The sequence below is a fragment of the Halosimplex carlsbadense 2-9-1 genome, from assembly GCF_000337455.1.
In the GTDB taxonomy this organism is placed as follows: Archaea; Halobacteriota; Halobacteria; order Halobacteriales; family Haloarculaceae; genus Halosimplex; species Halosimplex carlsbadense.
Genome location: NZ_AOIU01000035.1, coordinates 72,355 through 99,353, shown reverse-complemented (window position 1 = coordinate 99,353; position 26,999 = coordinate 72,355). Strand labels below are relative to the sequence as shown.

The window sequence follows — 26,999 nt, the reverse complement described above, 5'->3', positions numbered from 1 at the left end:
GTCGAGTGACTCGCTACTCCGCCAGTTCGTCGGTCGCGTCCCGGAGCAGTCCGTCGAGGATCTCGGGCGTCGTCGGGTGATACGCCCGGTCGGGCACCTCTCGCACGTCCAGCCCCATCTCGACGACGACCTGCATGGTCTTGGCCATCACGTCGGCGTGGTAGTGCAGGCCCTGCCAGCCCAGTACCGTCGCGCTCTCGCGGTCGACGACGAGCTTGGCGACGCCCTCCGGCGTGTCCTTCGCTTCGAACACGCCGTCGTCGCTGGCCTGCCGTTTCGCCACGGCGATATCGTAGCCGGCGTCGCGGGCCTCGCGTTCGGTCATGCCGACGCGGGCGTAGGGGTAGACGCCCAGGCCCGAGAAGATGACGTGGTGGGTGACGTTCTCGTAGGCCGTCAGGGGCTCGCCGCGCTCGCGCCGGAGGATGTTCTCGGCTGCGGTGAACCCCTGCTCCTTGGCGACGTGGAGGATCGGCTCCTTGCCGTTGACGTCGCCGACGACGAACACCTGGTCGTCGTCGCGGGCCTGCATCGTGTCGAGCACCCAGTCGGGGCCCCGCTCCAGCGCGGAGTTTTTGAGCCCGAGCCGCCCTACGCAGGGGCGCCGCCCGGTGAACAGGTAGAGTTCGTCGGCTTCGACGACCTCGTCGTCGCCGTCGACGTGTTCGAGGTAGAGGCGGACGCCCCCGTCGTCGGTCGGTTCGACCCGCCTCTCGTAGCACTCGGTCGGGATCGTCACGTCGAACTGTTCGCGGTAGAGGTCGAGGATCGTGTCGCCGAACGAGGGGTCGGCCTCGTCGATGGGCCGCTCGTCGTGCTCGACGACGGTCACGTCGGTGCCGCCCACCTCGCTCAGGTAGGGGACCATCTCCAGGCCGACGTACCCCAGCCCCATCACGACCGCCGAGTCGGGGAGTTCGGTGGCGTCTAGCAAGTCCGCGCTCGTCTGGTGAGGGACGTCCTCGATGCCGGGGAGGTCGGGGACGTTGATCGCCGAGCCCGTCGCGATCACCACGTAGTCGCCGGTGATCTCGCGACCGCCCGCGACGACGGTGTGGTCGTCGACGAATCGAGCGGTGTCGTGGACGAACTCCACGTCCGACCGCTCGGTGATCTCGTGGATCGACTCCCGGCGGTGTTCGGCCCATCCCAGCGTGTGGTCGTCCTTGCGTTCGATCGTCCTGTCGAGGTCGACCTCGTGGGGGTCGCCGAGCAGTCGGTCGTCGTGGCGCGCCTGGAAGCGGTGAGCGCCGGCCGACAGCACCTCTTTGGAGGGCATACAGCCCCGCAGGATACAGAGGCCGCCGCCGGGGTCGCCGTCGTCGATCAGCGTGAGCTGTACGTCGGGTTCCTCGGCGAGCGACTTCGCGACCGCCGCGCCCGCGCTGCCGTACGCGCCGACGATGACCACGTGAATCATAGGTCCGTGTTAGCGGAGCAGGCGTAAATCGTTCGGGGCGCGCGGGCGCGGCGGTCGCCGCGGCGTCGCGGAACGGTGCCAGCGAAGAGCGGCGACCGCCGCCGCGGTCACTCCTCGACCGGCGACTCCGGCGTGGGGTTGCTGCCGCGGCCGTACAGCAACTTGGCCGCGCGCGACTGGTTGACGATGCGGTCCCACAGTACCAGCGTCGACGGGAGGACGACGATGGACGCGATGTAGGCGTAGACGACCGACAGGGCAGTCAGCACGCCGAAGGCGCCGATGGCGGGGTTGAGCGCGAACACGAGCATGCCCATACCGGCGACGGTGGTGAGCATGCTGCCGGTGAGCGCGCCGCCGGTGCCCCGGATGGCTCGGTCGAGGGCCGTGTCGAGGTCCGCTCGCTCGAACTCGTCGGCGAACCGGTGGACGACGTGGACGGAGTAGTCGATGCCGAGGCCGATCGTCAGCGAGAGGATCACGCCGTTGATCGCGTTGAAGTCGATGCCGAGATAGCGCATCGACGCGACGACGAAGGTCACCGTCAACGCGATGGGGACGACGTTGGCGACGCCGAGCGACGCGCGCCCCTCGAGCACGTGGTAGACGACGATCAGGAACGCGGAGGCGCCGACGAGCGTGATGATCAGGCTCGTGATCACGGTGCTGAGGATCAGCTCCGAGGCCTCCTCGAAGATGATCGCGTTGCCCGTCGGCGCCGCGTCGAGCGAGGTCTCGGCGGCGATGGTCTCGGCGTCGGCGGCGACCTCGCGGTTGGTCGCGTCGGGGTCGACCGAGTAGGTGACGAGCGTGCTCCGGCGGTCCTCGGAGAGGACGCCGCTCACGCCGGTGGCCGGCGCGGATTCGAGCGAGTCGTACACTTCCCGGAGGTTCTGCTCGGGGATCCCGTCGCCGTCGGGGTCGTTGCGCGCCACGAGGTCGGCGAACTGCGGGTTCCGGTCGGCGTACGACTGGACGATCGTGACGACCGACTGGCTCTCCGCGTGGCGGCCCTCGCGGAGGACGGTCGGCGGTGGATCGTTACCCATCCGGTAGACTTGGTCGAGCGCCGCGTCGCGGTGCATCCGCGACTCGACGAACAACAGGACCGAACTGCTCTGTGGGAAGTTGTCCTCGATGTAGTTGCTCTTCGAGATGGTGCTGTACTCGGGCGGGCTGAACGGCGCCGGAAGATCCTTCTGCCAGTCGGGGATCTCCTCGTACTCCGGCGGCAGGAAGTCGTCCTGGCTGAAGCCGGTGCCCACGCCGGTCGCGTAGACGCCCGCAGCGCCGCTCGCGACCAGGATCACGAGCATGAACAGCGCCGGCGCGCGCTGAGCGATGACGACGCCGCCGCCGAGCGCGCGACCGAGCAGCGACCCTTCCGACCCGAGCGGGCGTTCGCTCATCGTCGGGATCGGGTACTTCGCGCGCAGGCGGTCGGTCTTGACCTTCGCGGCCGGGAGGAAGATCCCGAAGATCAGGAAGGTGAAACAGATGCCGATGGCGGCGACCAGGCCGAAGTCGCGGATGGGCGCGAGGGCGCTCGGCAGGTTCGACAGGAAGCCGATGACGGTCGTCCCCATCACGATGAAGAAGGCGACCAACAGCTGCGCGGTCGTGACGTCCATCGCCGTCCCGACGGGCTGGCCGCGCTCGCGCTCCTCGCGGTAGCGGTTGACCGCGTGGATCCCGAAGTCGATACCGACCGCGATCAGCAGCGGCGGCACCGCCACGAGGAGGGGATTGAACGCGATGTCGGCCAGTCCGAGGAACCCGAACGTCCACAAAAGCGTCATCAGGATGGCGATGACGCCCAGCACCAGGTCGACCAGGTCACGGTAGGCGACGACCAGGAAGCCGACGATGAGGAGGAACGCCGCCGGGAGCACGAGCGCCAGCGACGAGCCGATGGTGTTCGGGGCGCTCCCGACGATGTCGATGTCGCCGCCGACGCTCCCGACTATCTGCTCGACGCGCTCCTCGCGGTCGTCCACGTCGCGGCCGTGGGTCACCGAGGCCTGAGCGGCCCGCGCCGCGGCGGTCTCGGTGTCGAAGTTATCACTGACCTGGGAAGTGAACCCGGGCGTCTCCGCGGCCCGGCGGACCGCGCGGTCGATCTCGGTCGCTGTCGCCCGCTCGACGGCGTCGATCTGCGCTTCGACCGTCGACGCCTCCGGGTCGAGCTGCTGGGCGACCGTCCGCGCCGGGCTGGAGACGCTCGTCACGCGCAACCCGCCGTGGTCCTCCAACCGTTGCTGGGCTCGCAGCATCCGCAACATGCTCGTCCGCGAGAGGACGTTCTGCTCGCGCTGGAGCAGCTGCGTGCTCGTCGACCCTCCGCCGAAGCCCGTGCTGAACTCCCGCTGGATGTCCTCGAAGGCCTCGAACGAATCGAGGTCTTCGACGAACTGGTTGCTCCCGCCCTCGGTCTCGACGTTGCCCAGACCGGCGAGGAAGACCGCGGTCAACAGGAGGAAGGCGAGGCTGATCCGCCCCGGGTAGGAGGCGATGGCGTCGCCGACCTCGTCGGTGAACCACTCGAAGACCATCTTACCTGCCGTACCGCAGGTAGCCGACCCCGAGCAGGACGAGGACGACGAGCGCGCCGGCGATGACGGGCACCGGCAGGCCGCTGCCGCCGCTGTCGTCGGGCTCGGTCACGTCGACCGCGACGGTGTAGCCGCTGGAGAGGGTCGTGTCACCGTCGGCGTCGTCGTACTGGAAGTCCATTTCGACGGGATAGGACTTCGTCAGCGCGCCCGAGCCGGCGCTGATCTCGAAGACGAGCGTCTCCGACTCGCCGGCCGGGATCTCGTCGACGTAGGCCTCACTGTCGTCGACGCTGATCGGGTCGTCGGCGAACATGGCCGCCGACACGTCGCTGACGGCTTCCTCGCCGACGTTCGTGACCGTCACTTCGATGACGCGGCCGGCGCCGCGCTCGACGGTCCCGTCTCCGACGGACACGTCGAAGGTGTCCCGTTGCTGGCGGACGCGCAGGCGGGTGTCGAAGCTCTCGGCCTCGCTACGCTCGTCGTCGGCGTTGCGGTAGGTCGGCCGCAGTGTGAACTGCTTCGGGCCCGCCTCGCCGGCCTCGCTGACCTCGACGTCGAAGGTGAACTCCTTGGACTGGTTGACCCGAAGGTTGCCGACGGAGTACTCGCGTTCGAGCGGCGAGACGCTCTGGCTCTCCGATTCGAAGACGATCACGACGCTGTCGGCCCGCGCGTCGCCGACGTTGGTGATCGTGCCCGAGAGGGTGCCCTCCGCACCGACCCGGAGCGTCGAACTCAGGTTGCTCGCGCTGAACTCGTACTCGACTTCGGGGTCGGGACGGACGCCGAACTGGAGCGTCCCGGACTCGCCGGGGTCGCCCTCGCCGTCCTCGTAGTTCACCGACGCCTGCAGGGAGTAGGTGCGGCTCTCGGCCTGGGGCGTCGCCGTCGCCTCGACGGCGATCTCGCGGGTTTCGTTGGCGGCCCAGGTGCCGACGTACTCGCTGGCGGTCGTGGACCCGCCGAAGGTCAGCGCGGGGCTGCCGGAGGTGACCGATACGGACGCGTCGCGCACGTCGGTCGGCCCGTCGTTGCGGACGGTGATGGTCACGGGCCCGTCGTCGTCGACCGCCACGTCGCTCGCGCTGTCGACGACGGTGAATGTCTGTTCGCGCGCGGGCGTGACGCCCAGCGAGAGGCTGTTGGACTCCATCGGCGTGCTGTCCCCGTCCTCGTAGCTGACGGTCGCGCCGAAGGCGTACTGTTGCTGGCTCGCCGACTGGGCGGCGCTGACGCGGTAAGAGACGGTCCGCGTCTCACCGGGCGCCCAGGCGCCGCCGACGTAGCGAGTCGACGACGCCGACGCGCCGAATGTCAGGTCGGCGTTCTGGGAAGTGAGCGCGACCGAGGCGTTGCGGGCGACCGCGGTCCCGGTGTTGCGCATCGTCACGTCGACGGTGCCCGTGGCGCCGATCCGAGCGGTCGACTCGACGTCGGTCACACGGAACTGCGCGGCCTCCTCGATGGTCACGTTGACCGTGAAGTTCCGTATCGTGCTCGTGCGGTTGTACTCGCTCGTCTGCGGGTTTACCGACCGGGTGTAGTTGTACGAGACGTTGATCGGGAGCTGATAGGTGCCCGGCTGTGCCGAGCGGTCGACCTCCATCCGGAACTCCACGGGTGCCGACGAGCCGTCTGGCAGGCGCGCGACGGCGCGCTCGTTGGTGTTGACCGTCAGCGGCGCGTCGTGGTCGCCGACGTTGACCCGAAGCGCGCGGGCGGTCGTCACCTGCTGTTCGAGCTGCGGGTTCGACAGCGACCCGTTGGTAACGTTGCCGTCGTTCAGCACGACGACCTGCAGCGCGGTCCGGGCGCCGGGGACGAAATCGGTGTCCGGCACCGACACGTCGATCCCGGGGTTGCCCGTGACGTTGTCTTGTTGTTGTTGTTGCTGGACCGCCGCGGCGGACGCGTCCGCCGGACCGGTCGAACCCGAGAGGGTGCCCGTCTCGACGGGGTCGGAGGCTCCCTGGACGGTGACCGCGCCGGCGACCGGCGACGCGGCGAGCAGCAGTGCGACTGACGCGACTACGAAGAGCTGTGTCCGTTGCATACGTGGTTTCTTAGTCTGCACCCACCGTGCCGCGGGGACCAACGACGGCCACGCAGGTGTCGTTGTGCGATTTGCCGCCCGAGCCCCGTCAATCATTGTGAACAGGAAAGAACTGACGGAGAGTTTCTTTCGGATCGCAACCGCGTCGTCACCGTTCCGGGGTCAATTTCCGGACCATTGGTAACATTTAACAAGGCATAGGGCGTAGTTACTGACAGCGCCGGACCGACAGACAGCGACGGAACGTGGACCACAACAATGGCAACTAACGAAACTCGCTCCGAGACGAGCCGCTACGACGAACTCGAGATCGCGAACGGTGACGTCGTCATCTACGATGTCGACAACCACCGGGCGTGGATCCAGTCGGACGAAACAGTGACCGGTGACGAGATAGCCTGAGTGGGTCTCGGAGGGACTCCTCCGCCCCGCCGGAGCGGTCGACCGCCCTCGCCCACGACCGTACTTTCTTCCGCACTGACCGTCCAGCCGCGCCGCCGTTCGGCGGACCGCCGACCGTGGATCGCGGGCGGTCTCGCGGAGCGACGGACTTGGGCGACGGCACCGTAGCAAGGGGGCCCTACTCGCTGTCGCGGTCAGCGTTGGGGCCGCCGTCGGTCGGGTAGTCGGTGCCGTCGTCGGTCGAACGGTCGGCGGCGTCGGGATCGGTGAACTCGTCGGCGGTGGCGCCGCCGTCGTGGCCGACCTGCGCGTTGAGTCGAGCGATCTCCGTCTCCAGTTCCCGGATACGTTCGTCGTAGTCGTCGTCCGACCGCAGCCACAGCACACCGAGGACGGCGACGAGAATCAGCGGCAGGCCGAACATCAGCAGGCCCATTACGAGGATGACGAGCAGTTCGATGCCGCCCGGCATCCCCATCTGGAGAAGCATACCGCCCGTTACGCACGGTCGTACGAAAACCCTTCCGACGTGACACCATCGCGGCCGCGTCGGACGCGACCCGTAGATCCGTGGATGCAGCCGCGAGTACGGGGCCTCAGAAGTCGGTGATCGAAGTCTGCAGGCCGGCGACGAGGTTGGACTTCCGGCGGAGTCGGCCCAGCGTGACCGGGACCGCCGGGAGCACTCCCTCGAGCGCGCCGCGGAAGCTCTCGGCGACGCCGTGTTCGCCCTCGAAGGCGTGACGGACGCCCTCGCGGACCTGCCAGACGCCCACCGGGGCCCAGTAGTCGTCCGTGACCTCCCGGAGCACGAGGGCCTTCGCCTGCCGATCGACCTCCTGGAGGTGTTCGAGGACGGCCAACCGCGAGGCGTAGTAGGCGCCGGCGGTCTCCTCGACGTAGCCCGTTCGGCCCTCCCAGCCCTCGTGGGCACTGGACAGGTAGTAGTCGCTCGCCGCCGGGTTCCAGACGCTCTCGGGCGCCTTCATCTCGACGAGTTCGAACTCCCAGTTGCCGGGCGCGAGGATCACCCAGTAGCGGTTGCCCATGTACTCGTTCGTCCAGACGGAGACCTCGTCGACGGTGTCGCTGTGCTGGAGCCCCCCGCGGAGGTACTTCCCGACGGTGTCGTCGACCGCGGTGATCGACCACCGCGTCGGCACGAGCCTGCGGTTGTGGCCCTGCCCGAGCGCGCCCGCAGAGAGGATCGTGTTGATGTCGTACACGTCGAACCCGCGGCGGTAGAGGTAAGTCATCGCCCCCTCGGCGGCCCAGTCGTCGTCCTCCAGCGTCTTCTCGACCGGTCGCGGCACGTGCGGGTTCTCCGCCAGGTCGGCGTTGGTCGCCCGTGCCCTGGGGCCGGTCGGCGTCGAGATATCGTCGAGCGAGAGGTCGATGTCGGGAGTCCCGTCGAGGCCGACCTCCACGTCGACGGGGTGGTCGGCGATGGCCACCTCCCGCTGGGTGCCGACGAAGCCGTCCCACACGTCCGACACGTCGACCTTCGCCGACCGCGTGGAGTTGAGCATCCCCGTCCGCCGCTGGAGCACGTCGTCGATTCCGTAGCCCTGGCTGTACCAGTCGCCGCTGGTCGCGAAGTCGGCGGCGTCGGCGTCGCCGCCCATCGGCGACAACACGCCCGTCGACACGTCGGGGTAGCCCGAGCGGCCGACGAACACTTCCGGTGCCGTCGAGCCGAACATCGAGTCACCCTGGACGGCCTGCTGGAACTCCCGTTCCACGTCGTCGAGGTACTCCGTGATCTCGTAGGACTTCTCCTCGGCTAGCCGGCGCTTCTCCGCGGCCTCGTCGCGCTGGAAGTCCTCGATGAAGTCGTCGAGGCGCATGCCCGCCATTCGCCCGACCCTACCGTCCCCACGGGCTTCAATGAGTCGGTGGAGAACGCTGGGGGTCGGAACGGGGCGCGGCGCGGGAGTCGACCGTCGCGGGGTCAGTCGTCGACCGGCCGCTGGCCCGGCGCTCCATCGGCCACTTCGTCGGGCGCGACTCCGTACCGGGCCAGTCGGGCCTCGATCGACGGATGCTCGGCCGTCAGCCGTTCCAGCCGCGTCCGACGCGCGCCGAAGGGGCTGCCACCGGCGACCGCGTCGTCGGCGTCACCGAGCGCGCCGACGGCGTAGAGCCCGGTGCAGAAGTCCGTCGCGCTCGTCGCCGCGACGGCCACGTCGTCGGCGTGACACTCCTCCAGCCGGCTCGCGCGCGCCGCGAGCGCCCGGACGAGGACCACGGCGCCGGCGCTGGCGAGGACGTACAGCAGGAGGTTGACGTCGTTCGACCGGCCGACGCCGGCGACGAGGAAGGCGCCGCCGGCGACGGCGGCGACCTGCGGCGGGAGGTGCCGGAGCGCGAGGAGCCAGAACGCCGCGAGGCCGACGCCGTGCGTGGCGCCCTCCCGGATCGGAATTCGGTGGAGGTGACCGAGCGAGCGGTGGGCGAGTTCGTGGGCGACGACCGCCCGGAGCGCCGGGTCGTCGAGCCGTTCGGCGAGCGACGCGGAGGCGACGAGGACCGTGCGGTCGTCGTCACCGAGGACGTTCACCCCGCCGGCGCTCTCGCGGTCGACGACCACCAACGGCGTCGCGACGCTCAGGTCGGCGGCCACCTCCGCGGCGATCCGGCGGAGCCGCGGCGGCGCCTCGTCGGCCAGTTCGAGCCCGCGGAGGAGGCCGTCGGTGACGACGCGGCCGACGGCGAACTCCAGCCCGAAGCTCGCCAGCGCGACCGCCGCGACCGCCGTCGGCGCCATGCCGGCCGCGTAGCAGGCGGCCAGCGCCGCGACCAGGACGGCGAGCAACAGCGCGTCGATCAGCCGATAGGCCGCGGGCAGGCCGACGGCGCGGTCGAGTCTCGCGGTCAGCGACACGGGTACCGACCGCTCGTTCGGCCCGGTCGGGCAAAAGCGGTCGGGGCGGGAGCGGACTGCGGTCGGTCCGACCGGATCCGAACCCATAATGCCGGCGACGGCGGAGGTCGGAACGATGCCGACAGTCGAATGCGACGTGGCGACGGCCCGCGAGCGGCTCGAAGACGCGGGGGTCGAAGTCGAGTCGGGGAACACGGACCACGAGCGCTGGCGCGCCAGCCGGGGCGACGCGACCGCCGTCGCCTACGACGACAAGGTGGTGATCCAGGGCGCTAACCCGGCGGACCTCGAAGGGTTGGTCCGCGAGGGCGGCGGCCGAGCGCACGTCTACTTCGACGGCGCCTGCCGCGGCAACCCCGGCCCATCCGCGGTGGGCTGGGTGATCGTCGGCGGCGACGGGATCGTCGCCGAGGGCGGCCACACCATCGGCCGCGCGACCAACAACCAGGCCGAGTACGAGGCGCTCATCGAGGGCGTCAGCGTCGCCCGCGACTACGGTCTGGACGAGATCGACGTACGCGGCGACTCCGAACTCATCGTCAAACAGGTCCGCGGGGAGTGGGACACGAACGACCCCGACCTGCGTGAGTACCGCGTCACCGTCCGGGAGCTCCTGACCGACTTCGAGTCGTGGTCGCTCGAACACGTTCCGCGGGAGATAAACGACCGCGCCGACGACCTGGCGAACGAGGCGCTCGACGAGGCCTGATCGGCCCACGACGACACACACCATGCCAGACGAGACACCCGACCCCAGCGAAGCGCCGGACGTACTGGCCGACGAGGAGAGCGACCCCGACGACCTCCCGCCGGAGCCGGTCGTCGACGAGGCCGAGCGGTTGACCCGACTCGCCCGCGAGCGCGCGGCGGCGAAGCCGCCGCGGAACGACGAGGTCGGCGACGCCGACCTCGCAGTCGACCGTGACGAGGCCGCCGCCTACCGCGCCGACCGCGACGAGCGACTGGCCGCCCACGACTACACCGCCCGCGTCCGCGAGGACGAGACCCGCGACGTGCTCGTCCTCCACCCCGAGGAGTGGGTCGAGGACGGCGAGATCCGGACCGAACGGATCGAGGACGTCGACCGCGGGATCGAGATCCCCCTGTCCGGGCCGGGCGAGGGCGACGACTGGGCGGAGATCGACGAGTACAACCGGGAGTTCGTCGCCGACGTGCGCGAGAAGCACGGCGAGGACCACGCCGCGAACGTCGCGGCGCTCGCCGACTTCATGGGCAACCACTACGCCAAGCCGATCCACGACGCGACGGCCGGCGAGCTCTCGGAGTTTCTGACCGAGTACTACCCGCGCAACGCGTGGCCGACGGCTGCTCAGCGCGATATCGTCGAAAAATCGGTTCGGGTCGCGTTCTCGGTCGCGGACGAGCGCTGTCCGCTGGCGGAGTGAGTTACTCCTGAACGGCGTCGACGAGCTCGCGCAGGTCGTCGGCGCGGTCGCCGCTCGTGACGAGCTTCGAGAACTCCCAGGAGAGCTGGTCGAGCACCGTCTCGTAGCCCTCGTCGGTCAGGGCGTACTGGTTGGTGCGCTTGTCGAGTTCGCTCTTCTCGACCAGGCCCATCTCGACGAGGTCGTCGAGGTTGGGGTAGAGTCGGCCGTGGTTGACCTCGTCGTCGTAGTAGTCTTCGAGTTCACGTTTGATAGCGAGCCCGTATCGGGGCTCTTCGCCGAGGATAACGAGGATGTTCTGCTGGAACGCGGTCAGCTCGCGTGCGATTCCGGGGGTGTCAGTCACCGATTGTGCCTCTGACATGGTTAGTGGAATGTCATCTGGCTATTTAACACTTGTTAACTTTCTTCCGTTATCCGTGAGGATACCCCCCCTCGTCGACGGCTTATCCGAGTGATATCACAGAATGATAATCCTACCGCTACCCGGGAGTTCCTCCGATTCTCCACGGGGATGCGGACGAAACGAAAAGGCCTTTGACGGCGCCAGGCGGACTCGCGGATGATGTCGAACCTCTGGCAAGACCTCGAGACGGGGCCGAACCCGCCCGAAGAGATCTACGCAGTCGTCGAGTGCCTCAAAGGCGAGCGCAACAAGTACGAGTACGACAAGGATATCCCCGGCGTCGTCCTCGACCGCGTGCTCCACTCGAACGTCCACTACCCCTCGGACTACGGGTTCATCCCGCAGTCGTACTACGACGACGAGGACCCCTTCGACGTGCTCGTACTCGTCGAAGACCAGACGTTCCCCGGCTGCGTCATCGAGGCCCGCCCCGTCGCGCTCATGAAGATGGACGACGACGGCGAGCAGGACGACAAGGTCATCGCCGTCCCCAGCGAGGACCCCCGCTACGACCACATCGAGGACCTCGAAGACATCACGCAACAGCAACTCGACGAGATCGACGAGTTCTTCGCGACCTACAAGAACCTCGAGGAGGGCAAGGAAGTCGAGACGCTGGGCTGGGAGGACAAACAGTCCGCCTACGACGCCATCGAACACGCCCAGGACCTCTACGAGCAAGAGTTCCAGTAAACGCGCTCGCGGCGCGACCGTTCTTTCGACCGCACGATTCACACTCACTCCGCCGTCCCGATGGGACAGTCACCCTCTCTCGCCGACGGTGAACGGTTCACGCCAGTTCACACCCCGCGTGAACGATTAAATCGCCGGATAGCACCGCGCCGTGAACGATTCTGAAACGAGATGAAATCACGTACGAGGTCGCCCCCCTATATCATCCGTCGGCCCCAAGGTGTACTCGTCCGAGGTGACCCCGATGCAGAACACCGACCCTCCCTCCGCCGAAGCACTGCGCGAACAAGTGTCCGCCGTCTCCGAACGGTACGTCGCCGTCGACTGCGACGACGAGACCGTCGTCTTCGACACCAGCGAACCCGACGGCTGGATCGTCTCCGACAGCGCCGTCGACCGCGAATCCATGCGCTGAGTTGCCGGGCACCACCGTGCGACCGACGCCGTGAGTCGCCGCCGTCCCCGCGGTATTCCTCCCGCGCATCCGACCCCGCTCCGCCGATGAATTATGAGCATGGGTAATTACTTCAGGGGCGCGTGCGTACGTCGATATGTATGGCAACCAGGACGCCCACGGCCGGGATGGCGCACCTGACGGTGGTCCCCGAGAACTTCGGGGACGAACGCGACGGTGACGGGTCCGACGGCGACGAGTCCGCCGACGCGGTCGTCGACCGGTCGGCCGGGAACCGGTCGCGGGACTGACGGCGGTCGGTCGCGGCTGGACCGTCACCGACGCCCCGCGAGCCTGTCCGCGAAAAGAAGCTTCTTGTGCCCCACCGCGGTAATCCGGGGTATGGGACTGTTCGACCGTATCCGCGGCGGCGACGACGAGCCGCGGGTCGCTTTCTTCGGCATCGACGGCGTACCTTATAGCCTCATCGCCGACAACCGGGAGGAGTTCCCGAACCTCTCGCGGCTCATCGACGAGGGGTCGGCCGGCGCTATCGACAGCATCGTACCGCCCGAGTCCTCGGCCTGCTGGCCGGCGCTGACCTCCGGGAAGAACCCCGGCGAGACGGGCGTTTACGGCTTTCAGGACCGCGAGAACGGTTCCTACGAGACGTACGTCCCGATGCGCCGGGACGTCCAGACCAAACGGGTCTGGGACCGCGTTCACGAGGCCGGCCGCGACGCGACCGTGATGAACGTCGTCACCACGTTCCCGCCCCAGCGCGACGTTCAGCGAATGGTCTCCGGATTCCTTTCGCCGGGCGTCGAGAAGTCCGCCTACCCCGACGACTTTCGCGACTACCTCCAGTCGATCGACTACCGCATCGACGCCAACGCCGGCCTCGGTCACACCGACAAAAATGAGTTCATGGAGGACGCCCACGCGACGCTGGACGCCCGCCAGGAGTCGTTCAGACACTACGTCGAGCAGGACGACTGGGACCTCTTTTTCGGCGTCTTCATGGCCACCGACCGGGTCAACCACTTCCTGTTCCGCGACTACGAGTACGACGGCGAGTACGCCGAGGAGTTCGTCGAGTTCTACAAGAAGATCGACGAGTACCTTGGCGAACTGCGCGAGATGCTGCCCGACGACGTGACGATGATGGTCGCCTCCGACCACGGGTTCACCACGCTGGACTACGAGGTCAACTGCAACGCCTGGCTCCGCGAGAACGGCTGGCTCTCCTACAGCCAGGACAGCGACTACACGTTCCAGGTCGGCGCCTGGCTGCGCGAGGGCGGCCACGTCGAGGTCGACCCCGACTACGCCGGCGACGTCGACGAACTGGTCGACCCGGCGACGCTCGACGTCGACTACGACGGCGGGGCGCTGCTGGCCGACTCCGAGGACACTCGCGACGAGGCCGTCGCCGCCGTCGAAGACGCCGCCCCTGCGGTCGTCGAGGAGAACGGTGACTCGGTCGCGGTCGTCGACGCCGCCGACGTCGAGACCGAGTCGACCGGCGAAGCGTCGTTCCGCATCGATGTCGACCTCGTCCGCGTCGAGGGCGAGGCCTACGTCGACGGCGACACCGTCGTCGCGCTCACCGAGGGGGTCCGCGACCGCCTGGTCGACGAACTGTCCGAAGCGACCCCCAAGTCGATGGGCGTGGACAAGGCCGACACCACCGAACTCGTCGACGGCGTCGACGTCGAGGACGGCGACGACGGGTTCGAGATCACCGTCACGCCGGCCGACGGTGTCGCCCTGGGTACGGACCTGGGCGATGACACCGACGCGCTGGAGTACACCCACAGCGAACTCCCGGACATCGCCGACGAGGCCGACGCCTACTCGCTCATCCCGGGTCGCTTCTACCTCAACCTCGAGGGCCGCGAACCGCGCGGGAGCGTCCCCGAGGAGGAGTACGAACAGGTTCGCTCGGAGCTGAAGGCCGAGCTCGAAGGGATGGAGGGCCCGAACGGCGAACCCGTCGCCGACCGCGTCGTCACCAAGGAAGACGCCTTCCGCGGCGACCACGACGACATCGCGCCGGACCTGACCATCGTCCCGAACCACGGCTTCGACCTGAAGGCCGGCTTCAAGGGCCGCAAGAACCCCTTCGTCGAGTTCGGCGCCCGCAACGGCATGCACAGCTTCGACAACGCGACGCTGCTGATTGACGACGAGGAGGCGCGGATCTCCGACGTGGATCTGTTCGATATCGCGCCGACCATCCTCGACCTGATGGACGTCGACTACGAGCGCGGCGAGTTCGACGGCACTTCGCTGGTCTGAGCGCGACCGGGTCGGCGGCGGACCATCGCCCGCCGTGACTGCCCCGCCGCCCGAGCGATCCGCGTTCGACCTGATACTTATGCGGTGGATCGGCCCGTGCAGTCCCCGTCGCGGGATTTTCAGACCTCGGGAACGCGCACCCCTTTATATGCATACTCGCCCGCAAGCTGCACATGTGAGGTGACGACCATGGCAACCAACACGGCGAACCCACTGGCCGACGAGTTCGCGTTCGACATCGGTGGCCCGGTCGCGAAGTACTGGGTCGCCCTGCTCCGCGTGATCACCGGGTGGTACTTCTTCCACGCCGGCGTGACGAAGATCATCGAGAGCGGGCTCACCTACGGCGGCGCGACGGGCTACCTGCAGGGCATGACCGGCACGGCGCTGGGGCCGATCCCGGTGTGGATGGCCGAGAACCTGGCCTGGCTGGTCGAGCCCGGCGTCCCGCTGTTCGAGACGCTCATCGGCCTGGGGATCATGTTCGGGGCCCTGACCCGGCTGGCCGCGTTCGGCGGGGCCATCTTCATGACCCTGTTCTGGGTCGGCAACGGCGGCTTCGGGCACGGACTGGTGACGGGGGACTTCCAGACCCTGCTCATCTTCGTGACCCTCGCGGCGCTGGCCGCCGGTCGGTACTACGGCCTGGACGCCATCATCGAGCGGACCAAGTTCGTCGAACGACACCCGAAGCTCAAATACCTGCTCGGCTGAGGCGGTGACCACCAATGAAAGATACTATCATCACCACGATCGACAGGGCGGCGATGGCACTGGGCGGCGGCCTCATCCTGCTGGGGGTCGTCGGCCTCGGCATCGTCGAGATACTCGCGGGCCCGCCCTACGGCGCGGCCCCGACGACCAACGACGCCGGCGAAGTGATCGCGACGCCGATGGTCGACGCCAACCTCAGGGTCTTCCTGGTCGTCGCCGGCCTAGTCGTCCTGCTGGCCTGGCAGGTCTACCGCATGGCCGCGACGGCCGGCGGTGAGGACGCCACCCAGCGCGTCGAGATGACCGCCGACTGACCGCACCGCCCCCGCTCGTTTTCCCGTTTCGCGCGCTCGAACCGGACAGCGACCGCGACGGTCGACGAGTCAGACGCGCGTCTGACGGGTCGTTATGGTCTCGCACGGTGAAGGTCGCGTATGGCAAGCCTGACCGAAGTGTACGAGGGGCATCTGCGGACGGTGACGACCTCTCGTCGGTTCTACGGGGGGGCGACGCTCTTCGGGGCGGGCGCGGCGATGGTCGTCGCGAGCATCGCCATCGCGACGACGGACGTCGGGGCATCGCTCGGGCTCGACCGCATCGCGGCGCGGACGCTCGCCGGCACGCTGGCCGGCCTCGGCCTCCCGGCCACGTTCCTCGGGGTGTTCGCCGTCCTCCCGAGCGGCCGGACGACCCGCGCCGCCTCGGTCATCGGCGCCAGCGTCGCCGTCCTCGGCGTCGCGCTGTTCCGGGTCGCCTACCCCGACCAGTGGTTCGGCGCCGGCGACCCGCTCGGGGCGGCGGCCGTCGTCGTCTACTTCTTCGGCGCGATGGTCACCCTGACCTGCCTGTTCGCCGGCCTCGCCACGTTCAAGACCCGCAACGACCCCGGCGGCACCGCACGCATGGAGATCACCGAGGAGGGCAACCTCCGCCTCGTCGAGGACGCCGAGCCCGCCGGCGGCTTCGGTTCGGTCGGCCTGTTCGGGAAAGAGCCCCAGGGCGAGGTCCGCACCCAGACCAACCGCGAGGAGCCGCCGGGGTCCGAGCCGACGAGTCGCGGCCAGGACGCCGAGATCCTGGCCGACGCCGCCGCTGGACGGTCGAATCACGACGGCTCCTCCGGCGCCGCCGCGGACGGCGGCTCCGCGACCGTCGAGAACAGCGCCCCTCAGAACGGCGATTTCACCGACGCCGAGTTCGTCGAGACCGCCAACGAACGGGGGCGACCGGACGCCTACTGCGGCAACTGCGCTCACTTCGAGTACGTCAAGATCGACGAGAAGATCACCCCGTACTGCGGCCGCCACGACGAACTCATGGAGGACATGGACGCCTGCGACCAGTGGTCCGAGGCGAAGTAGGGCTGCCCGATCGCGCTCGCGCTCCGCCCCGCAGCCGACACGGCGAAACCGGGGATTTTTCAACCGGTGGCTCGCTACGGCGGGTATGAACTTCTGCGACGAATGCGGTTCGATGATGAAAACCGAGGGGGACGCCTGGGTCTGTGGCAGTTGCGGCTACGAGGAGTCGCGCAACGAGGCCGAGGAGGCAGAGACGGCCGTCACGACACAAGGCCAGGAGGAGACGGAGGTCATCGACACCTCCGACGTGAGCGCCGAGGACATGGGGCCGACCACCGACGCCCGCTGCCCCGAGTGCGGCAACGACCGGGCGTTCTGGGAGATGAAACAGATCCGCGCCGCCGACGAGAGCGAGACGCGCTTTTTCACCTGCACCGAGTGCGAGCACAAGTGGCGCGAGGACGACCACTGAAGTATCATCGGCACTGAGAGACGGACGTGCCACGCGCTCCCGACGATAGCGACGACGTCCCCGCACCGAGCGTCCCCGTCGACCGACTGGGCGAGGGCTGGGAGCGTGTCGAAGACACGACCGAGACGCTGTTCGGCGTCGAGGGCGCCGACGTGCGCGGCCACACGGTCGTCTACGAGGACGCCGCCCTCCGGGCGGCCGTCCGCGAGGCGACCGACCCCCCGCTCGATCAGTCCTGGCGCTTCCTCTTCGCCACGAGGCTCGCCTTCCGCCCGCCGCTGGCGCCGGGCATCGGCCCCGCGATGGTGCTCCCCTCGGTGAAAACCGAGGCCGTTCGGCAGTTCGCCGACGACCTGACCGACCGCGGCGTCGTCGACGTCGAGCGGGGCCGCCGCGAGCGTATCCGGACCGAGGACCGCTCGCGGGTGACGCTGCGACAGGTGACCGGCGAGGTGGCGCTCCCCGACGGCGACCCCGTCCCCGTCGAGGGGTGGGTCGGCGCCCGGGCCGACGGTCACGTCCGCCTCGCCGGAGGGGCCTATCCCCGTTCGTCGCTCGCCGACCGGTTCCCTGACGCCGGCCCGGCGCTCGACGGCTCGGGCGACGACTACCGCGAGGAACTGCTCGCCCTCCTGCGAGCCACCGGCTGATCGACGGATCGCGCGAAAAGACGGAGCCGCCGGTCGCTACACCCGCCGCGCGAACGTGAGATAGCCGGTGTGGCCGACGCCGGCGGTCGAAGGGCGGGAGCCGCGGTCGTCGAAGTCCATCTCGCGCTGGATCGTCTCCAGCGTCTCGACCTCGGCGAGCCCGACCTCGTGAGCGGCGGAAACGGCCTCCCGGGTCCCTTCGACGAACGGCGAGTAGACCGCGACGTAGCCGCCGTCGCGGAGCAGATTGGGCGTCCGCTCGACCATGGTCGGCGCGTCTTCCGTGTCCAGGGTCACCACGTCGTATCTGTCCAGATCGCCCAGCTGGTCGGTCACGTCGCCCGTACGGACGTCAACGCGGTCGGCGACGCCCGCCAGCTCGATGTTCTCACGGGCGACCTCGGCGAACTCGGGGTCGCGCTCGAAGGTCGTCACCGACGCGCCGCAGCGACCGAGATACGCCGCCAGCACGCCCGTCCCGGTCCCGGCGTCGAGAATATCGTCTTCTCCCGAGATCCCGGTGTGACCGACGATGAGTCCGATGTCGCGGGGCATCATCGGCGCGCCCGTCCGCTCGAAGTGGTTGAACAGGTCCGGGCCGCGGAGCTTCCGTGCGGTGAACGGCTCGCCGATGTGGCTCTCGACGATCTCGCCGGGTCCGACGTCTTCGGGCACCTCCAGCACGCCGAGGTCACACTCCAGCGTCTCGCCGGGCGAAAGCAGGTACTCCCGGTCCTCCGCTTCGTGGACGAACAGCAGGCTCACTCTAACCGCTCGATGGCCGCCGCCAGGTCGCCGTCGGTCTCCTCCAGCGCCTCGCGAGCGTCGTCCTCGCTCGCGCCGGCTCGCGTCGCGACCAGTTCCACGTCCTCGTCGGGGATCTCCGCCGCCCCGCCGTCGTCGTCGCTCTCCTCGATGAGCGGTTCGGCGTCCCCGCTCGCGCCGTCGCCGCGCTCGTGGGATTCGGGCTCGCCGACGATGGTGTAGGTCTGCTGGCCCTGGGCGTCCATCCGCTGGACGTCCGCGTCGGTGAAGACGAGCTCCTCGTCGGGCGTCCGGATGATGACCTCCTCGGCGTCGAGGTCGGTCATGTCGATGCCCATCTGCTTCATCATCTGCTGCATCTTGCGGTCGTTCATGCCGCCGCCTCCTGGGAACATACCCCCACCTCCGGCGCCCGGCGCAAAAAGCCTTAACAACCGCCTGCTCCCGGGCGTCGGGTGACCGGACCCATCACCGACGCGGCGGTCAGCCGGACGGACCGTCGCAAGGAGCGGCCGTGCGCGGAGCCGTGGCCGCTCAGAGGTCGGTGCTTCGGAACCGTCGGTAGCCGACCGCCAGCGGCAGCGCGAACCAGGCGACCAGCAGGACGACGGCGGCCCACCAGTCGACGTAGGCGGGGACGCCGTCGGCCACGTAGCGGCCGGCGCGGTCGAGGTCGAACGCGGCGGCCAGCAGCCGGTCGTAGGACTCGCCCGGACCGGCCAGTCGGAACAGCAGGGCCCAGTCGGGGAGGTCCGCGAGGACGGTCCCGTCGAAGCGGTGGAGGAAGAGCAAAGCGAACGAGTGGAGGCCGCCCCAGAGGTTCACCGCGAGCATGTAGACGCCGAACGCCCCGAGCGTGACCCACCGGTCGACGGTCGTCCACATGGACAGGCCGACGGCGACGCCGAGGAAGGCGACGCCGTAGAGCGCGGTGGTGGCGACGAACAGCGGATACAGCGCGGCGCCGTCGGTCCCGTAGCGGACGGCGCCGACCACGCCCGCCGCGACGAGCGCCACCAGCGTCGGTGCGAGCAACACGACCGCGCGACCGACGAGCGTGCCGGCGACGACGTCGCGCCGCGAGTGCGGGAACGACAGCGTCAGGAACATGCTCCCGTCGGTCCGGTCGTCGACGATCGACTTGTACCCGAGCAACAGCGCGAGTATCGGCACGACCGGCCCGACCACGTCGGCCAGCCCGCCGAGGAACGCCGGAAACTCCGCGGGGCCGAGATACTCGTGGGCGACGGCGTAGCCCACCGACAGGAGCGTCAACAGGGCGACGAGCAGCCAGATGGTCTTCGACCGAGCGGCGTCGCGAACGTCCTTGCGGGCGACGACGCGCCAGCTCACGACAGATCCCTCCGCGCGAACCGGGCGTAGGCGAGCCCGAGCGGTCCGACGACCCACAGCACCAGCACGGCCAGGGCGACCCACCCACCGAGATACCACGCGCCCTCGACGGTCCGAGTCGGGTCGACCAGCCCGGCCGTCGCTCGCCCGAAGGCCCGCCCGGGCTCCAGCCCGAACGCCAGCTCGGCGGCTCCCGGAAGCTCGCCGTCGACGATCCCAGCCGACGACAGGCCGAGCAGCGCCGCCGACTCCAGGGCGTCCCAGACGACGACGAACAGGAACAACAGCACGAACCCGAGCACGAGCGCGCGCCGCTTGGTCGCGACCGCCAGCGAGACGGCGATCCCGAGCCCGCTCCAGACCGCGCCGTAGGCGACGGTCAGCGCGACGAAGACCAGGAACCGGCCGAGCTGGAGCTGGCCGAAGGGGTAGACGACGAGCGCGCCGGCCACGGCCAGCGAGCCCGCGAGCGTCGCCGCGAGCAGCCCGGTTCGACTGACGTACGCCCCGAGGACGACGTCCGAGCGGCTCTGGGGCAGCGACAGCGACAGGCGGATCGCTCCCGACTCGCGGTCGCTGACGACGGCGTTGTAGCCGAGCAGGACGCCAACGAACGGCACCAGCGTCGTCAGGATCCCCTCGACGAACGCGGGGAACCGGCTGGTCGTGTACGGCTCGGCGGTGACGACGGGATAGATGTACCCGGCCAGGACGACGCCGAGGGCGACGAGCGCGAGCAACACTTTCGCCGAGCGGGCGCCGACGATCAGTCGCCAGTCCCGGTTCGCGACGGTTCGCCAGGTCATCGGTTCCCGGTGTACTCGATGAACATGTCCTCCAGCGAGGCCTCCTCGGTCCGGAAGTTCACCACGTCGACGCCGGCGTCGTGTAACTCCACGAGGATGTCCATCTTCGCGTCGTTCGTACACGTCACTTCGAGGGTCGCCTCGTCGCGGGCGACCGCGGTCTCGACGCCCGCGACCGACCGGACCCGCTCGGCCGTCCCGTCGTCGAGCCGGTCGAGGGTAATCACGAGCTTCGTCCCGCCGCCCAGCGACTCGCGCAGTCCCTCGATGGTGTCGACGGCGACGAGTTCTCCGTTCTGGAGGATCCCGACCCTGTCACAGACCGCCTCGACCTGCTCGAGGATGTGCGACGAGAAAAAGACCGTCGCGCCGCGCTCGTTTTCCTCCTCGAGGATCGCCCGCATCTCGGCGGCGCCGTTGGGGTCCAGCCCCGTCGAGGGCTCGTCGAGGATCAGCAGGTCCGGCTCCCCGACGAGCGCCATCCCCAGCACCAGCCGCTGGGCCATCCCCTTTGAGTAGTCGCTGGCCGTCCGGTCGGCGTCGTCGAGGATCCCGACCCGGTCGAGGATCTGACTGGGGTCGCCGTCGACGTCCTTCGAGTCCATGGCGTACTCGACGTGCTGGCGACCGGTCAGCCGGTCGAACACGGAGTACCCCTCCGGGAGGACGCCGATCCGGTCGCGGGCGGCCACGCCCGCGCCCTGGCAGTCGTTGCCGAAGATCGACGCCGACCCGTCCGTCGGTTTGGCGAAGTCCAGCAGGAGGTTGATGAACGTCGACTTGCCAGCGCCGTTGGGACCGAGGAAACCGAACGTCTCACCTTCCGCGACGGTGAGGTCGACCCGGTCGAGCGCGACCTCCGTCCCGTAGCGCTTCGATACCGCCTCCGCCTCGATAGCTGCCATGTACCTGCGTACTGCCAGCGAGACATTAATACCCGCAGACGAATTTCAGACCCAGCAACACTCCGATCACCGCTTCGTCGGTCACACGCCACCAGTCGGCGATCCGCCGGTCCGTGTCCCGTGGGGTCGGCGCCCCCGTCACGCCGACCGTCGGAGGAACGCTCGGAACCGCTCGGGGTCGATATCGCACCGCACTGCGGGCTTGAACCCGCCCAGATGCGTTCCGTGGTCCGTCGACGACGCCGGCGCCAGCGCGTCCGCGACCGCCTCGCTCATGTAGTAGTTCGGGCCGCGTCGGCGGTCGCTCAGCCGTATCGCCCGGTCGAGGACGCCGCCCGGCGCCTCGCCGGGGACGATCACGACGGACCGCGGCCGGTCGGTGAACGCCGGGTCGTGGTAGTAGAGGTCGCCGTGGCCGGCGAAGCGCTTGGCGTGGGCGTTGTCGGGGTGCTCGGTGAGGGTCGCCGCCACGTCGTCGCGGTCCGCCTCAGGGTCCAGCACCACCGGCGGCTCGGCGACCGTGAAGTAACCGAACAGGGACCGGTGTTTGTAGTCGCTGTCGGGGCCCGGGAAGCCGCCGTAGAACGCGACGATATCGCCCGGTTCGAGCGCGCGCAGTTTCGCCACGTAGCCCGGGCGGTGTTCGCCGTACGTGAGCGCGTCGAGGTTCGGATCGCGGTGGACCGAACAGTCCCGGATCGCCGTCGAGTCGGTGACCCACTCGCCGTCGCTACCCGGTCGGATCCCGTCGAGGAGATCCGAAAGGGGCCCCTCGCCGAATCGCCGGTCGAGCGACCCGTACGTCGCCGTCTCCGCGGTCGCGCCCTTCTCCGGGATGGGGACGTACTCGAAGCGGCCCTCGTCGTCGACGCCCGGGACCGGGCGGACGTTGCCGGTGTCGGCGCCGACGCCGCAGAGAACGACTGTCACGGCGGGGTGTTGGCGCCGAGTGCGAAAAAGGGACCGAAACCCCGTGCGCGAGGGGCGGTTCTGGATTCGGTGAATTATCCGGAAACGCCGTCGGCGGACGGTGGTTCCGCCCGACCCGCGCCTGACAGCGGGCCGGGAGGGGAGTGCCTGAGGCGGGTGGGTAGACGGCGGTGACACCGGCCGACGGGAGTTCGGAAGCGTGTGACGGGTTCCGTCGGTGGTGTCGGGCGCCGACAGACAGCTGTCGAACGACGGCCCGGGGCGGGCCGGCGCCACGGGAGAGGGCAGGAGGGCGCGTCGACAGGACGGCTGTCGGCACTCGTGAATACGGTGGGGACCGGAAAAGCGATACCGGATGGTTCAACGCCGTTTTGAGTCTCCTGCGACCATCTTTCTCCCACCGGGGTTTCCTCGGTCGCGGTCCGAGAGAGCGCGTAGCGCTCTTTCGAACGACTTCGCTTCCTGCGGGAACCCCGGCGGCAAAAACATGGGCGAAAAAGCGCGAGTCGCGACGCGACTCGCGTGGATGTCGTCGCTACTCCCGAAGCGCGTCCTCGCGCTCGGTCGCCTCCAGCGTCTCCTCCTCGACGCTCGTGGCGACGACCGCGGGCTTGTAGGCGCCGCCGTCGATGAGGTCGTGGTCCGAGACCGACGACTCGACGAAACGGGTGAAAGCACGGCGTTCCGGGGGCAGTTCGCCGTACAGCACTTCCTCCTCGACGAGGTCGTAGACGGGGATGCGCGGGGTGAGCAGCGTGTTCTCGCCGACGACCGAGTTCTCGCCGACGACGAACCCGCTGGTCACGCGACAGCCCGCGCCCAGGGAGACGCCGTCCTCGACGATGACTGGCGCGTCCTCAACCGGTTCGAGGACGCCGCCGATGAGCGTGTTCGCGCCCAGCTTGACGTCGTCGCCGATCTGCGCGCACGAACCCACCGTATCGCAGGAGTCGACCAGGGTCCCGTCGCCGACGTGGGCGCCGATGTTGACGAACGCCGGTGACATGAGGATGGCGTCGCTACCGACGTAGGCGCCGCGGCGGATGACCGTCCCGTCGGGCGTGTTGCGCGTGCCGCGTTCGGCCAGATCCGCCGTCTCACGCAGCGGGAGCACGTCGTGGTAGGCCACGTCGCCGTATTCGCGGGCCTCGGTCTCGCGCAGGCCGAAGTTCAGGAGGATGCCCTGTTTGACCCACTCGTTGGCTTCCCACTCGTCGCCCGACTTCTCGGCGGCGCGAACCTCGCCGGCCTCCAACGCGGCGAGGAAGTCCTCGAGCGTCGCGAGGTGGTCGTCGGTGGCGTCGGCGGCTGTCAGACCCTCCTGCTTTCGGGCCCAGAGGTCCGCGATATCGGATTGCAGGCTCATACCCGAGGAATGCACACCCCGGGGGCAAAACACTCTCGGAGTCGCCGCCGCGGGGAAGAAAGTATTTACCGGGTCACGGAGATGTCCGCTTAGCAATGAGTTTCGTCCGGGGAGACGCATCCGACGCGGCGGGCGGCGACGGGGACGCTCGGCGACGCGCGGTCCGAACGTTCGTCGCGGCGCTCGCGTTCGTCTGGGCGGTGGCGCTCGGCGTCGTCGTCCGACACGTCGCGTGGCCGCGACTCGCGGCGAAAGCGGGATAGCGGGTCGCTCAGTCCTCGTCGATCACGTCGTCGAACTCGTGCCAGCCGTCGCCCCGGTCGACGAGCCAGCCCGCGGCGTCGAGCGCGCCCGCGGCGAAGACTCCCCGGTCCTCCGCGCGGTGCGAGAGGCTGAGGACCTCGTCGTTGCCGGCGAGGACGAGTTCGTGTTCGCCGCGGATGTCGCCGGCTCGACGGGCGAACACGCCGATCTCGTCCTCGTCGCGGGGGGCGTGGCCCTCGCGCCCGTACACCGGTTCCACGTCGCGCTCGTCCTGCACGGTCTCCAGAATCGTGTTCGCGGTGCCGGAGGGCGCGTCGACCTTGTCGTTGTGGTGGGTCTCCATCAGCTCCAGGTCGTAGCCGTCGAGCGCGCCGACGGCTTCGGTGACGGTCCGAAGCAGCACCTGGATCCCACGCGAGAAGTTAGTCGCCTTGAGGACGGGGATCTCGTCGCTGGCCGCTTCGAGCGCGTCGAACCCCTCGGCGTCGAAGCCGGTCGTCCCGACGACGAGCGCCACGTCCGCCGCGATGCAGGCGTCGACGATCCCGAGCGCGGCCTCGGGAGTCGAGAAGTCCACGACGGCGTCCACGTCGTGCTCGGCGAGCGCGCTGGCGACCCCGTCGCTCTCGACGACCGGAACGCCGCCGATATCGCCGGCGTCGGTCGCGTGGAAGCCGACGACGACCTCGACGTCGTCGCGTTCGCTCGCCGTCTCGATGACAGTCCGTCCCATCCGCCCGGCCGCACCGTTGACCGCGATCGCCGTGCTCATCGTTCGATCTCGGCGTAGTCGTCCTCGTAATCGAAGGTTTCGGATTCGAGGGCGTCGAGGATCGCCTGCAGGTCGTCGCGGTGCTCCTCGGAGAGGCGCGTCAGCGGCGAGCGCATCCGCGCGGAGCTGTACCCGCGGATCCCCATGGCCTCCTTGACCGGGATCGGGTTGGTCTCGACGAACAGTTCGCGGAACAGGGGACCGAGTCGGTGGTGGATCTCGCGGGCGCGCTCGAAGTCGCCGGCGAGCGCCGCGCCGACCATCGCACAGGTCCGCTCGGGCTCGATGTTCGCGGCGACGCTGATCGCGCCCGTCCCGCCGACGGAGAGCATCGGGAGCGTCATGCCGTCGTCGCCCGAGAGCACGTCGAGATCGGTGTCCCGAGTCCGCTCGACGATCTCGCTGATCTGTCCCATGTCGCCGCTTGCGGCCTTGTAGCCCTGGATATTGGGATGTTCGGCGAGTTCAGCGACGGTGGCGGGCTCGATGTTGGACCCGGTCCGGGAGGGGACGTTGTAGACGATCTGCGGCAGGTCGATCTCGTCGGCGATTGTCTCGAAGTGGTCGACGATCCCCTGCTGTTCGGGCTTGTTGTAGTAGGGGGAGATGAGGAGGAGCGCGTCGGCACCGGCGTCGGCCGCGCGGCGGGACAGCGACAGCGCCTCGCGGGTGTTGTTCGAGCCGGAGCCGGCGATCACGGGCACGTCGTCGACGGCGTCGATGACCGCCTCGACGACCTCGATGTGTTCGTCGTGGGTGAGCGTCGCCGATTCCCCCGTGGAACCGCAGGGGACGAGCCCGTCGACGCCCGCGCGTTCGAGCCGCTGGGCGTCGGTTCGGAGTGTCTCGAAGTCGATGCTACCGTCGTCGTCGAACGGCGTACACATTGCGGGGTACACGCCGCGGAACTGGAACGTCGTCATTGGTCGGTGTTCGCGTGGGTGGGTGATATGCTGCGTGGGTCGTGGCCGGTGCGGACGGTCGCGGCCCGCTCGACGACCGGCGGTGTCGAGGAGTTCGCGACCGGACGAAGATGGCCCGCGACGAGTGCGCTACGCTCGCCGGGAGCCTTCCGACCGTTTGCGTTTCGGAGAAGCGACCGATACACCCGGCTCGACGGCGGTATCGACCGCGAGCGCTGGGTGAACCATATACCAGAGAGACGCGCGAAACGACTTATCGGTTGCGGAGACCGTCGGCCGCCGACGAGCGCGACCGGGAGGTCTGACTCACTCTTCCATGAACGCCCGCAGCACGTCCAGTTCCTCGTCCTCGGTGAGTCGGTCGGACTCCATGCAGGCGTGGACGACCTTGTGTGCCAGTTCCGGGGGGAGCGCGGTCCCGCACGACTCCTCCGATCCGGCCGCCTCCGATTCGACCGCCTTCGATCCGGCCGCCTCCGATTCGACCGCCTCGATACGCGCTTCGAGGTCGGCGAGCGCTCCCTCGACGGCGTCGAGGGCCGCCGGATCGACTGCTTCCCGTCTCTCGGCGCGCGACGAACTCCCGTCAGACGACAGGTCCGCGTCTCCGTCGTTCGACTGTTCGGTACCCGCCGCGTCGGTCTCCGTGCCGTCCGTGTCGATGCCGTCGTCGCCCCTCTCGTCGGCCGCCTCGGAGTCGGTCGCTTCGGTCCGTTCCTCGGCAACGGGCCCGGAATCGTCCTCCGTCTCGGCATCCGCGGCGGACCGGTCGGGGCGGTCGAAGACCGATTCGGCGAACTCGCGGCGGTCACTCCAGTCGAAGCCGGGGATCGCGTTGAGGCGGCGGCTGACCGTCGCTCGCGTCACGTCGAGCTGTTGGGCCAGGTCGCCCTGCGAGGCGCCGGGACGCTCGTACAGCACCCGGAGCGTCCGGCGCTGTTTCTCGGAGAGGTCAGTGGCCGCCGGCGTCTCGGTGGGCTCGTCGGTCGCCGATCCCCCCTGTCCGTTCGCGGAGTCCGTTTCGGGTGTCGCGGGGTCCGTCGCGTTCATGTCTTGGTCGTTCTGGTCGCCCGATTCGGGCTCGTTTCCGGGGTCGCCGTACTCGTCGAGGACGCGCTCGACGAGGTTCGGAGAGGCGCCGGTGACCTCCTCGGCGATCGCCGCCAGCGACGCCTCGGGGTTCGACTCGGCCACGTCGAGAATCCGCCGGTGGATCACCGCTCGCGGCTGGTCGGCTCCGCGGTCCGCTCGGCTCATTGGC

Annotated in this window: 28 protein-coding genes and 3 pseudogenes; 14 read left to right on the top strand and 17 right to left on the bottom strand. The window is 69.0% G+C overall.

All coding sequences use genetic code 11. The features are described from left to right. Nucleotides 1-13: 13 nt before the first annotated feature. The 3 genes from C475_RS16475 to C475_RS16465 all read right to left on the bottom strand — a co-directional run bounded on the left by C475_RS16475 (nucleotide 14) and on the right by C475_RS16465 (nucleotide 6,031). Complete coding sequence (locus C475_RS16475; protein WP_006884995.1) at nucleotides 14-1,420, bottom strand: dihydrolipoyl dehydrogenase family protein; 1,407 nt, start codon at nucleotides 1,418-1,420, stop codon at nucleotides 14-16. Nucleotides 1,421-1,527: 107 nt separating this feature from the next. Next, entirely contained in the window at nucleotides 1,528-3,972 is a 2,445-nt protein-coding gene (locus C475_RS16470; protein WP_006884994.1) for an efflux RND transporter permease subunit, read from the bottom strand. A 1-nt stretch (nucleotide 3,973) separates the two neighbouring features. Further along, nucleotides 3,974-6,031 carry a COG1361 S-layer family protein gene (locus C475_RS16465; protein WP_006884993.1) on the bottom strand — a complete coding sequence of 686 codons (2,058 nt, stop codon included), beginning with the start codon at nucleotides 6,029-6,031 and terminating at the stop codon, nucleotides 3,974-3,976. Nucleotides 6,032-6,268: 237 nt separating this feature from the next. Here C475_RS16465 and C475_RS24445 point away from each other — a divergent pair. Next, a pseudogene (locus C475_RS24445) lies at nucleotides 6,269-6,433 on the top strand (DUF7331 family protein); the annotation flags it as partial. Nucleotides 6,434-6,611: 178 nt separating this feature from the next. Here the strand turns inward: C475_RS24445 and C475_RS24440 are convergent. The 3 genes from C475_RS24440 to C475_RS16450 all read right to left on the bottom strand — a co-directional run bounded on the left by C475_RS24440 (nucleotide 6,612) and on the right by C475_RS16450 (nucleotide 9,404). Further along, a complete protein-coding gene (locus C475_RS24440) occupies nucleotides 6,612-6,923 on the bottom strand; it encodes a twin-arginine translocase TatA/TatE family subunit (RefSeq protein WP_006884992.1) in 312 nt (103 codons plus the stop codon). 106 nt (nucleotides 6,924-7,029) lie between these two features. Continuing rightward, nucleotides 7,030-8,280, bottom strand: coding sequence for a DNA repair protein NreA (nreA, locus tag C475_RS16455; protein WP_006884991.1), 1,251 nt, complete (start codon nucleotides 8,278-8,280; stop codon nucleotides 7,030-7,032). A gap of 104 nt (nucleotides 8,281-8,384) precedes the next feature. Then, nucleotides 8,385-9,404 carry a M48 family metallopeptidase gene (locus C475_RS16450; RefSeq protein ID WP_049930794.1) on the bottom strand — a complete coding sequence of 340 codons (1,020 nt, stop codon included), beginning with the start codon at nucleotides 9,402-9,404 and terminating at the stop codon, nucleotides 8,385-8,387. 28 nt (nucleotides 9,405-9,432) lie between these two features. Between C475_RS16450 and rnhA the strand changes: the two genes are divergently transcribed. Both rnhA and C475_RS16440 read left to right on the top strand, forming a co-directional pair. Further along, on the top strand, nucleotides 9,433-10,026 hold the full coding sequence (gene rnhA, locus C475_RS16445) for a ribonuclease HI (protein WP_006884989.1): 594 nt from the start codon (nucleotides 9,433-9,435) through the stop codon (nucleotides 10,024-10,026). A gap of 22 nt (nucleotides 10,027-10,048) precedes the next feature. Further along, nucleotides 10,049-10,723 (top strand): DUF7108 family protein, encoded by a 675-nt coding sequence (locus tag C475_RS16440; protein WP_006884988.1) that lies wholly within the window; start codon nucleotides 10,049-10,051, stop codon nucleotides 10,721-10,723. A gap of 1 nt (nucleotide 10,724) precedes the next feature. On the opposite strand, the gene C475_RS16435 is transcribed toward C475_RS16440, so the two are convergent. Then, the gene (locus tag C475_RS16435; RefSeq protein ID WP_006884987.1) at nucleotides 10,725-11,087 is read right to left on the bottom strand and encodes a PadR family transcriptional regulator; all 363 of its coding nucleotides are present in this window, start codon (nucleotides 11,085-11,087) and stop codon (nucleotides 10,725-10,727) included. Between the two features lie 201 nt (nucleotides 11,088-11,288). On the opposite strand from C475_RS16435, the gene C475_RS16430 reads away from it, so the two are divergent. The 10 genes and pseudogenes from C475_RS16430 (at nucleotide 11,289) to C475_RS16390 (ending at nucleotide 17,654) form a co-directional block, all read left to right on the top strand. Next, entirely contained in the window at nucleotides 11,289-11,822 is a 534-nt protein-coding gene (locus tag C475_RS16430; protein ID WP_006884986.1) for an inorganic diphosphatase, read from the top strand. 244 nt (nucleotides 11,823-12,066) lie between these two features. Then, nucleotides 12,067-12,237, top strand: coding sequence for a hypothetical protein (locus C475_RS23980; RefSeq protein WP_161625207.1), 171 nt, complete (start codon nucleotides 12,067-12,069; stop codon nucleotides 12,235-12,237). A 140-nt stretch (nucleotides 12,238-12,377) separates the two neighbouring features. Next, a complete protein-coding gene (locus C475_RS24435) occupies nucleotides 12,378-12,527 on the top strand; it encodes a hypothetical protein (RefSeq protein ID WP_193366315.1) in 150 nt (49 codons plus the stop codon). A gap of 91 nt (nucleotides 12,528-12,618) precedes the next feature. Next, nucleotides 12,619-13,488 (top strand): annotated as a pseudogene (locus C475_RS16420) (alkaline phosphatase family protein); the annotation flags it as partial. Between the two features lie 543 nt (nucleotides 13,489-14,031). Further along, a pseudogene (locus tag C475_RS16415) lies at nucleotides 14,032-14,517 on the top strand (alkaline phosphatase family protein); the annotation flags it as partial. 189 nt (nucleotides 14,518-14,706) lie between these two features. Beyond that, nucleotides 14,707-15,231 (top strand): DoxX family protein, encoded by a 525-nt coding sequence (locus C475_RS16410; protein ID WP_006884983.1) that lies wholly within the window; start codon nucleotides 14,707-14,709, stop codon nucleotides 15,229-15,231. Nucleotides 15,232-15,245: 14 nt separating this feature from the next. Further along, on the top strand, nucleotides 15,246-15,545 hold the full coding sequence (locus C475_RS16405; protein ID WP_049930792.1) for a hypothetical protein: 300 nt from the start codon (nucleotides 15,246-15,248) through the stop codon (nucleotides 15,543-15,545). 120 nt (nucleotides 15,546-15,665) lie between these two features. After that, nucleotides 15,666-16,592, top strand: coding sequence for a DUF7139 domain-containing protein (locus tag C475_RS16400; RefSeq protein WP_006884981.1), 927 nt, complete (start codon nucleotides 15,666-15,668; stop codon nucleotides 16,590-16,592). A gap of 85 nt (nucleotides 16,593-16,677) precedes the next feature. Then, nucleotides 16,678-17,004, top strand: coding sequence for a transcription factor S (locus tag C475_RS16395; RefSeq protein WP_049930790.1), 327 nt, complete (start codon nucleotides 16,678-16,680; stop codon nucleotides 17,002-17,004). Between the two features lie 26 nt (nucleotides 17,005-17,030). Beyond that, the gene (locus C475_RS16390; protein ID WP_006884979.1) at nucleotides 17,031-17,654 is read left to right on the top strand and encodes a hypothetical protein; all 624 of its coding nucleotides are present in this window, start codon (nucleotides 17,031-17,033) and stop codon (nucleotides 17,652-17,654) included. Between the two features lie 36 nt (nucleotides 17,655-17,690). Here the strand turns inward: C475_RS16390 and C475_RS16385 are convergent, their stop codons facing one another. From C475_RS16385 to C475_RS16355, 7 genes are all read right to left on the bottom strand, one after another. Then, nucleotides 17,691-18,419, bottom strand: coding sequence for a methyltransferase domain-containing protein (locus C475_RS16385; protein WP_006884978.1), 729 nt, complete (start codon nucleotides 18,417-18,419; stop codon nucleotides 17,691-17,693). After that, nucleotides 18,416-18,814, bottom strand: a complete 399-nt coding sequence (locus C475_RS16380) for a nascent polypeptide-associated complex protein (RefSeq protein WP_049930788.1) — start codon at nucleotides 18,812-18,814, stop codon at nucleotides 18,416-18,418. The genes C475_RS16385 and C475_RS16380 overlap by 4 nt, the downstream gene beginning before the upstream one ends. A 139-nt stretch (nucleotides 18,815-18,953) precedes the next feature. Next, nucleotides 18,954-19,772, bottom strand: coding sequence for an ABC transporter permease (locus tag C475_RS16375; protein WP_006884976.1), 819 nt, complete (start codon nucleotides 19,770-19,772; stop codon nucleotides 18,954-18,956). Further along, complete coding sequence (locus C475_RS16370; RefSeq protein ID WP_006884975.1) at nucleotides 19,769-20,578, bottom strand: ABC transporter permease; 810 nt, start codon at nucleotides 20,576-20,578, stop codon at nucleotides 19,769-19,771. Before C475_RS16370 ends, C475_RS16375 begins: the two co-directional genes overlap by 4 nt. Then, nucleotides 20,575-21,483 carry an ABC transporter ATP-binding protein gene (locus C475_RS16365; protein ID WP_006884974.1) on the bottom strand — a complete coding sequence of 303 codons (909 nt, stop codon included), beginning with the start codon at nucleotides 21,481-21,483 and terminating at the stop codon, nucleotides 20,575-20,577. Before C475_RS16365 ends, C475_RS16370 begins: the two co-directional genes overlap by 4 nt. A 138-nt stretch (nucleotides 21,484-21,621) precedes the next feature. Next, nucleotides 21,622-22,413: an Nmad3 family putative nucleotide modification protein gene (locus tag C475_RS16360; RefSeq protein WP_006884973.1), complete on the bottom strand. Its 792-nt coding sequence runs from the start codon at nucleotides 22,411-22,413 to the stop codon at nucleotides 21,622-21,624. A gap of 535 nt (nucleotides 22,414-22,948) precedes the next feature. Beyond that, nucleotides 22,949-23,779 (bottom strand): 2,3,4,5-tetrahydropyridine-2,6-dicarboxylate N-succinyltransferase, encoded by an 831-nt coding sequence (locus C475_RS16355; RefSeq protein WP_006884972.1) that lies wholly within the window; start codon nucleotides 23,777-23,779, stop codon nucleotides 22,949-22,951. Nucleotides 23,780-23,874: 95 nt separating this feature from the next. On the opposite strand from C475_RS16355, the gene C475_RS23975 reads away from it, so the two are divergent. Beyond that, nucleotides 23,875-24,042: a hypothetical protein gene (locus tag C475_RS23975; protein ID WP_161625206.1), complete on the top strand. Its 168-nt coding sequence runs from the start codon at nucleotides 23,875-23,877 to the stop codon at nucleotides 24,040-24,042. 8 nt (nucleotides 24,043-24,050) lie between these two features. On the opposite strand, the gene dapB is transcribed toward C475_RS23975, so the two are convergent. The 3 genes from dapB to C475_RS16340 form a co-directional block, all read right to left on the bottom strand. Further along, nucleotides 24,051-24,815: a 4-hydroxy-tetrahydrodipicolinate reductase gene (gene dapB, locus C475_RS16350; protein ID WP_006884971.1), complete on the bottom strand. Its 765-nt coding sequence runs from the start codon at nucleotides 24,813-24,815 to the stop codon at nucleotides 24,051-24,053. Next, complete coding sequence (gene dapA, locus C475_RS16345) at nucleotides 24,812-25,738, bottom strand: 4-hydroxy-tetrahydrodipicolinate synthase (protein ID WP_006884970.1); 927 nt, start codon at nucleotides 25,736-25,738, stop codon at nucleotides 24,812-24,814. Before dapA ends, dapB begins: the two co-directional genes overlap by 4 nt. Before the next feature lie 306 nt (nucleotides 25,739-26,044). Further along, on the bottom strand, nucleotides 26,045-26,995 hold the full coding sequence (locus tag C475_RS16340) for a winged helix-turn-helix transcriptional regulator (RefSeq protein WP_006884969.1): 951 nt from the start codon (nucleotides 26,993-26,995) through the stop codon (nucleotides 26,045-26,047). Nucleotides 26,996-26,999 lie beyond the last annotated feature (4 nt).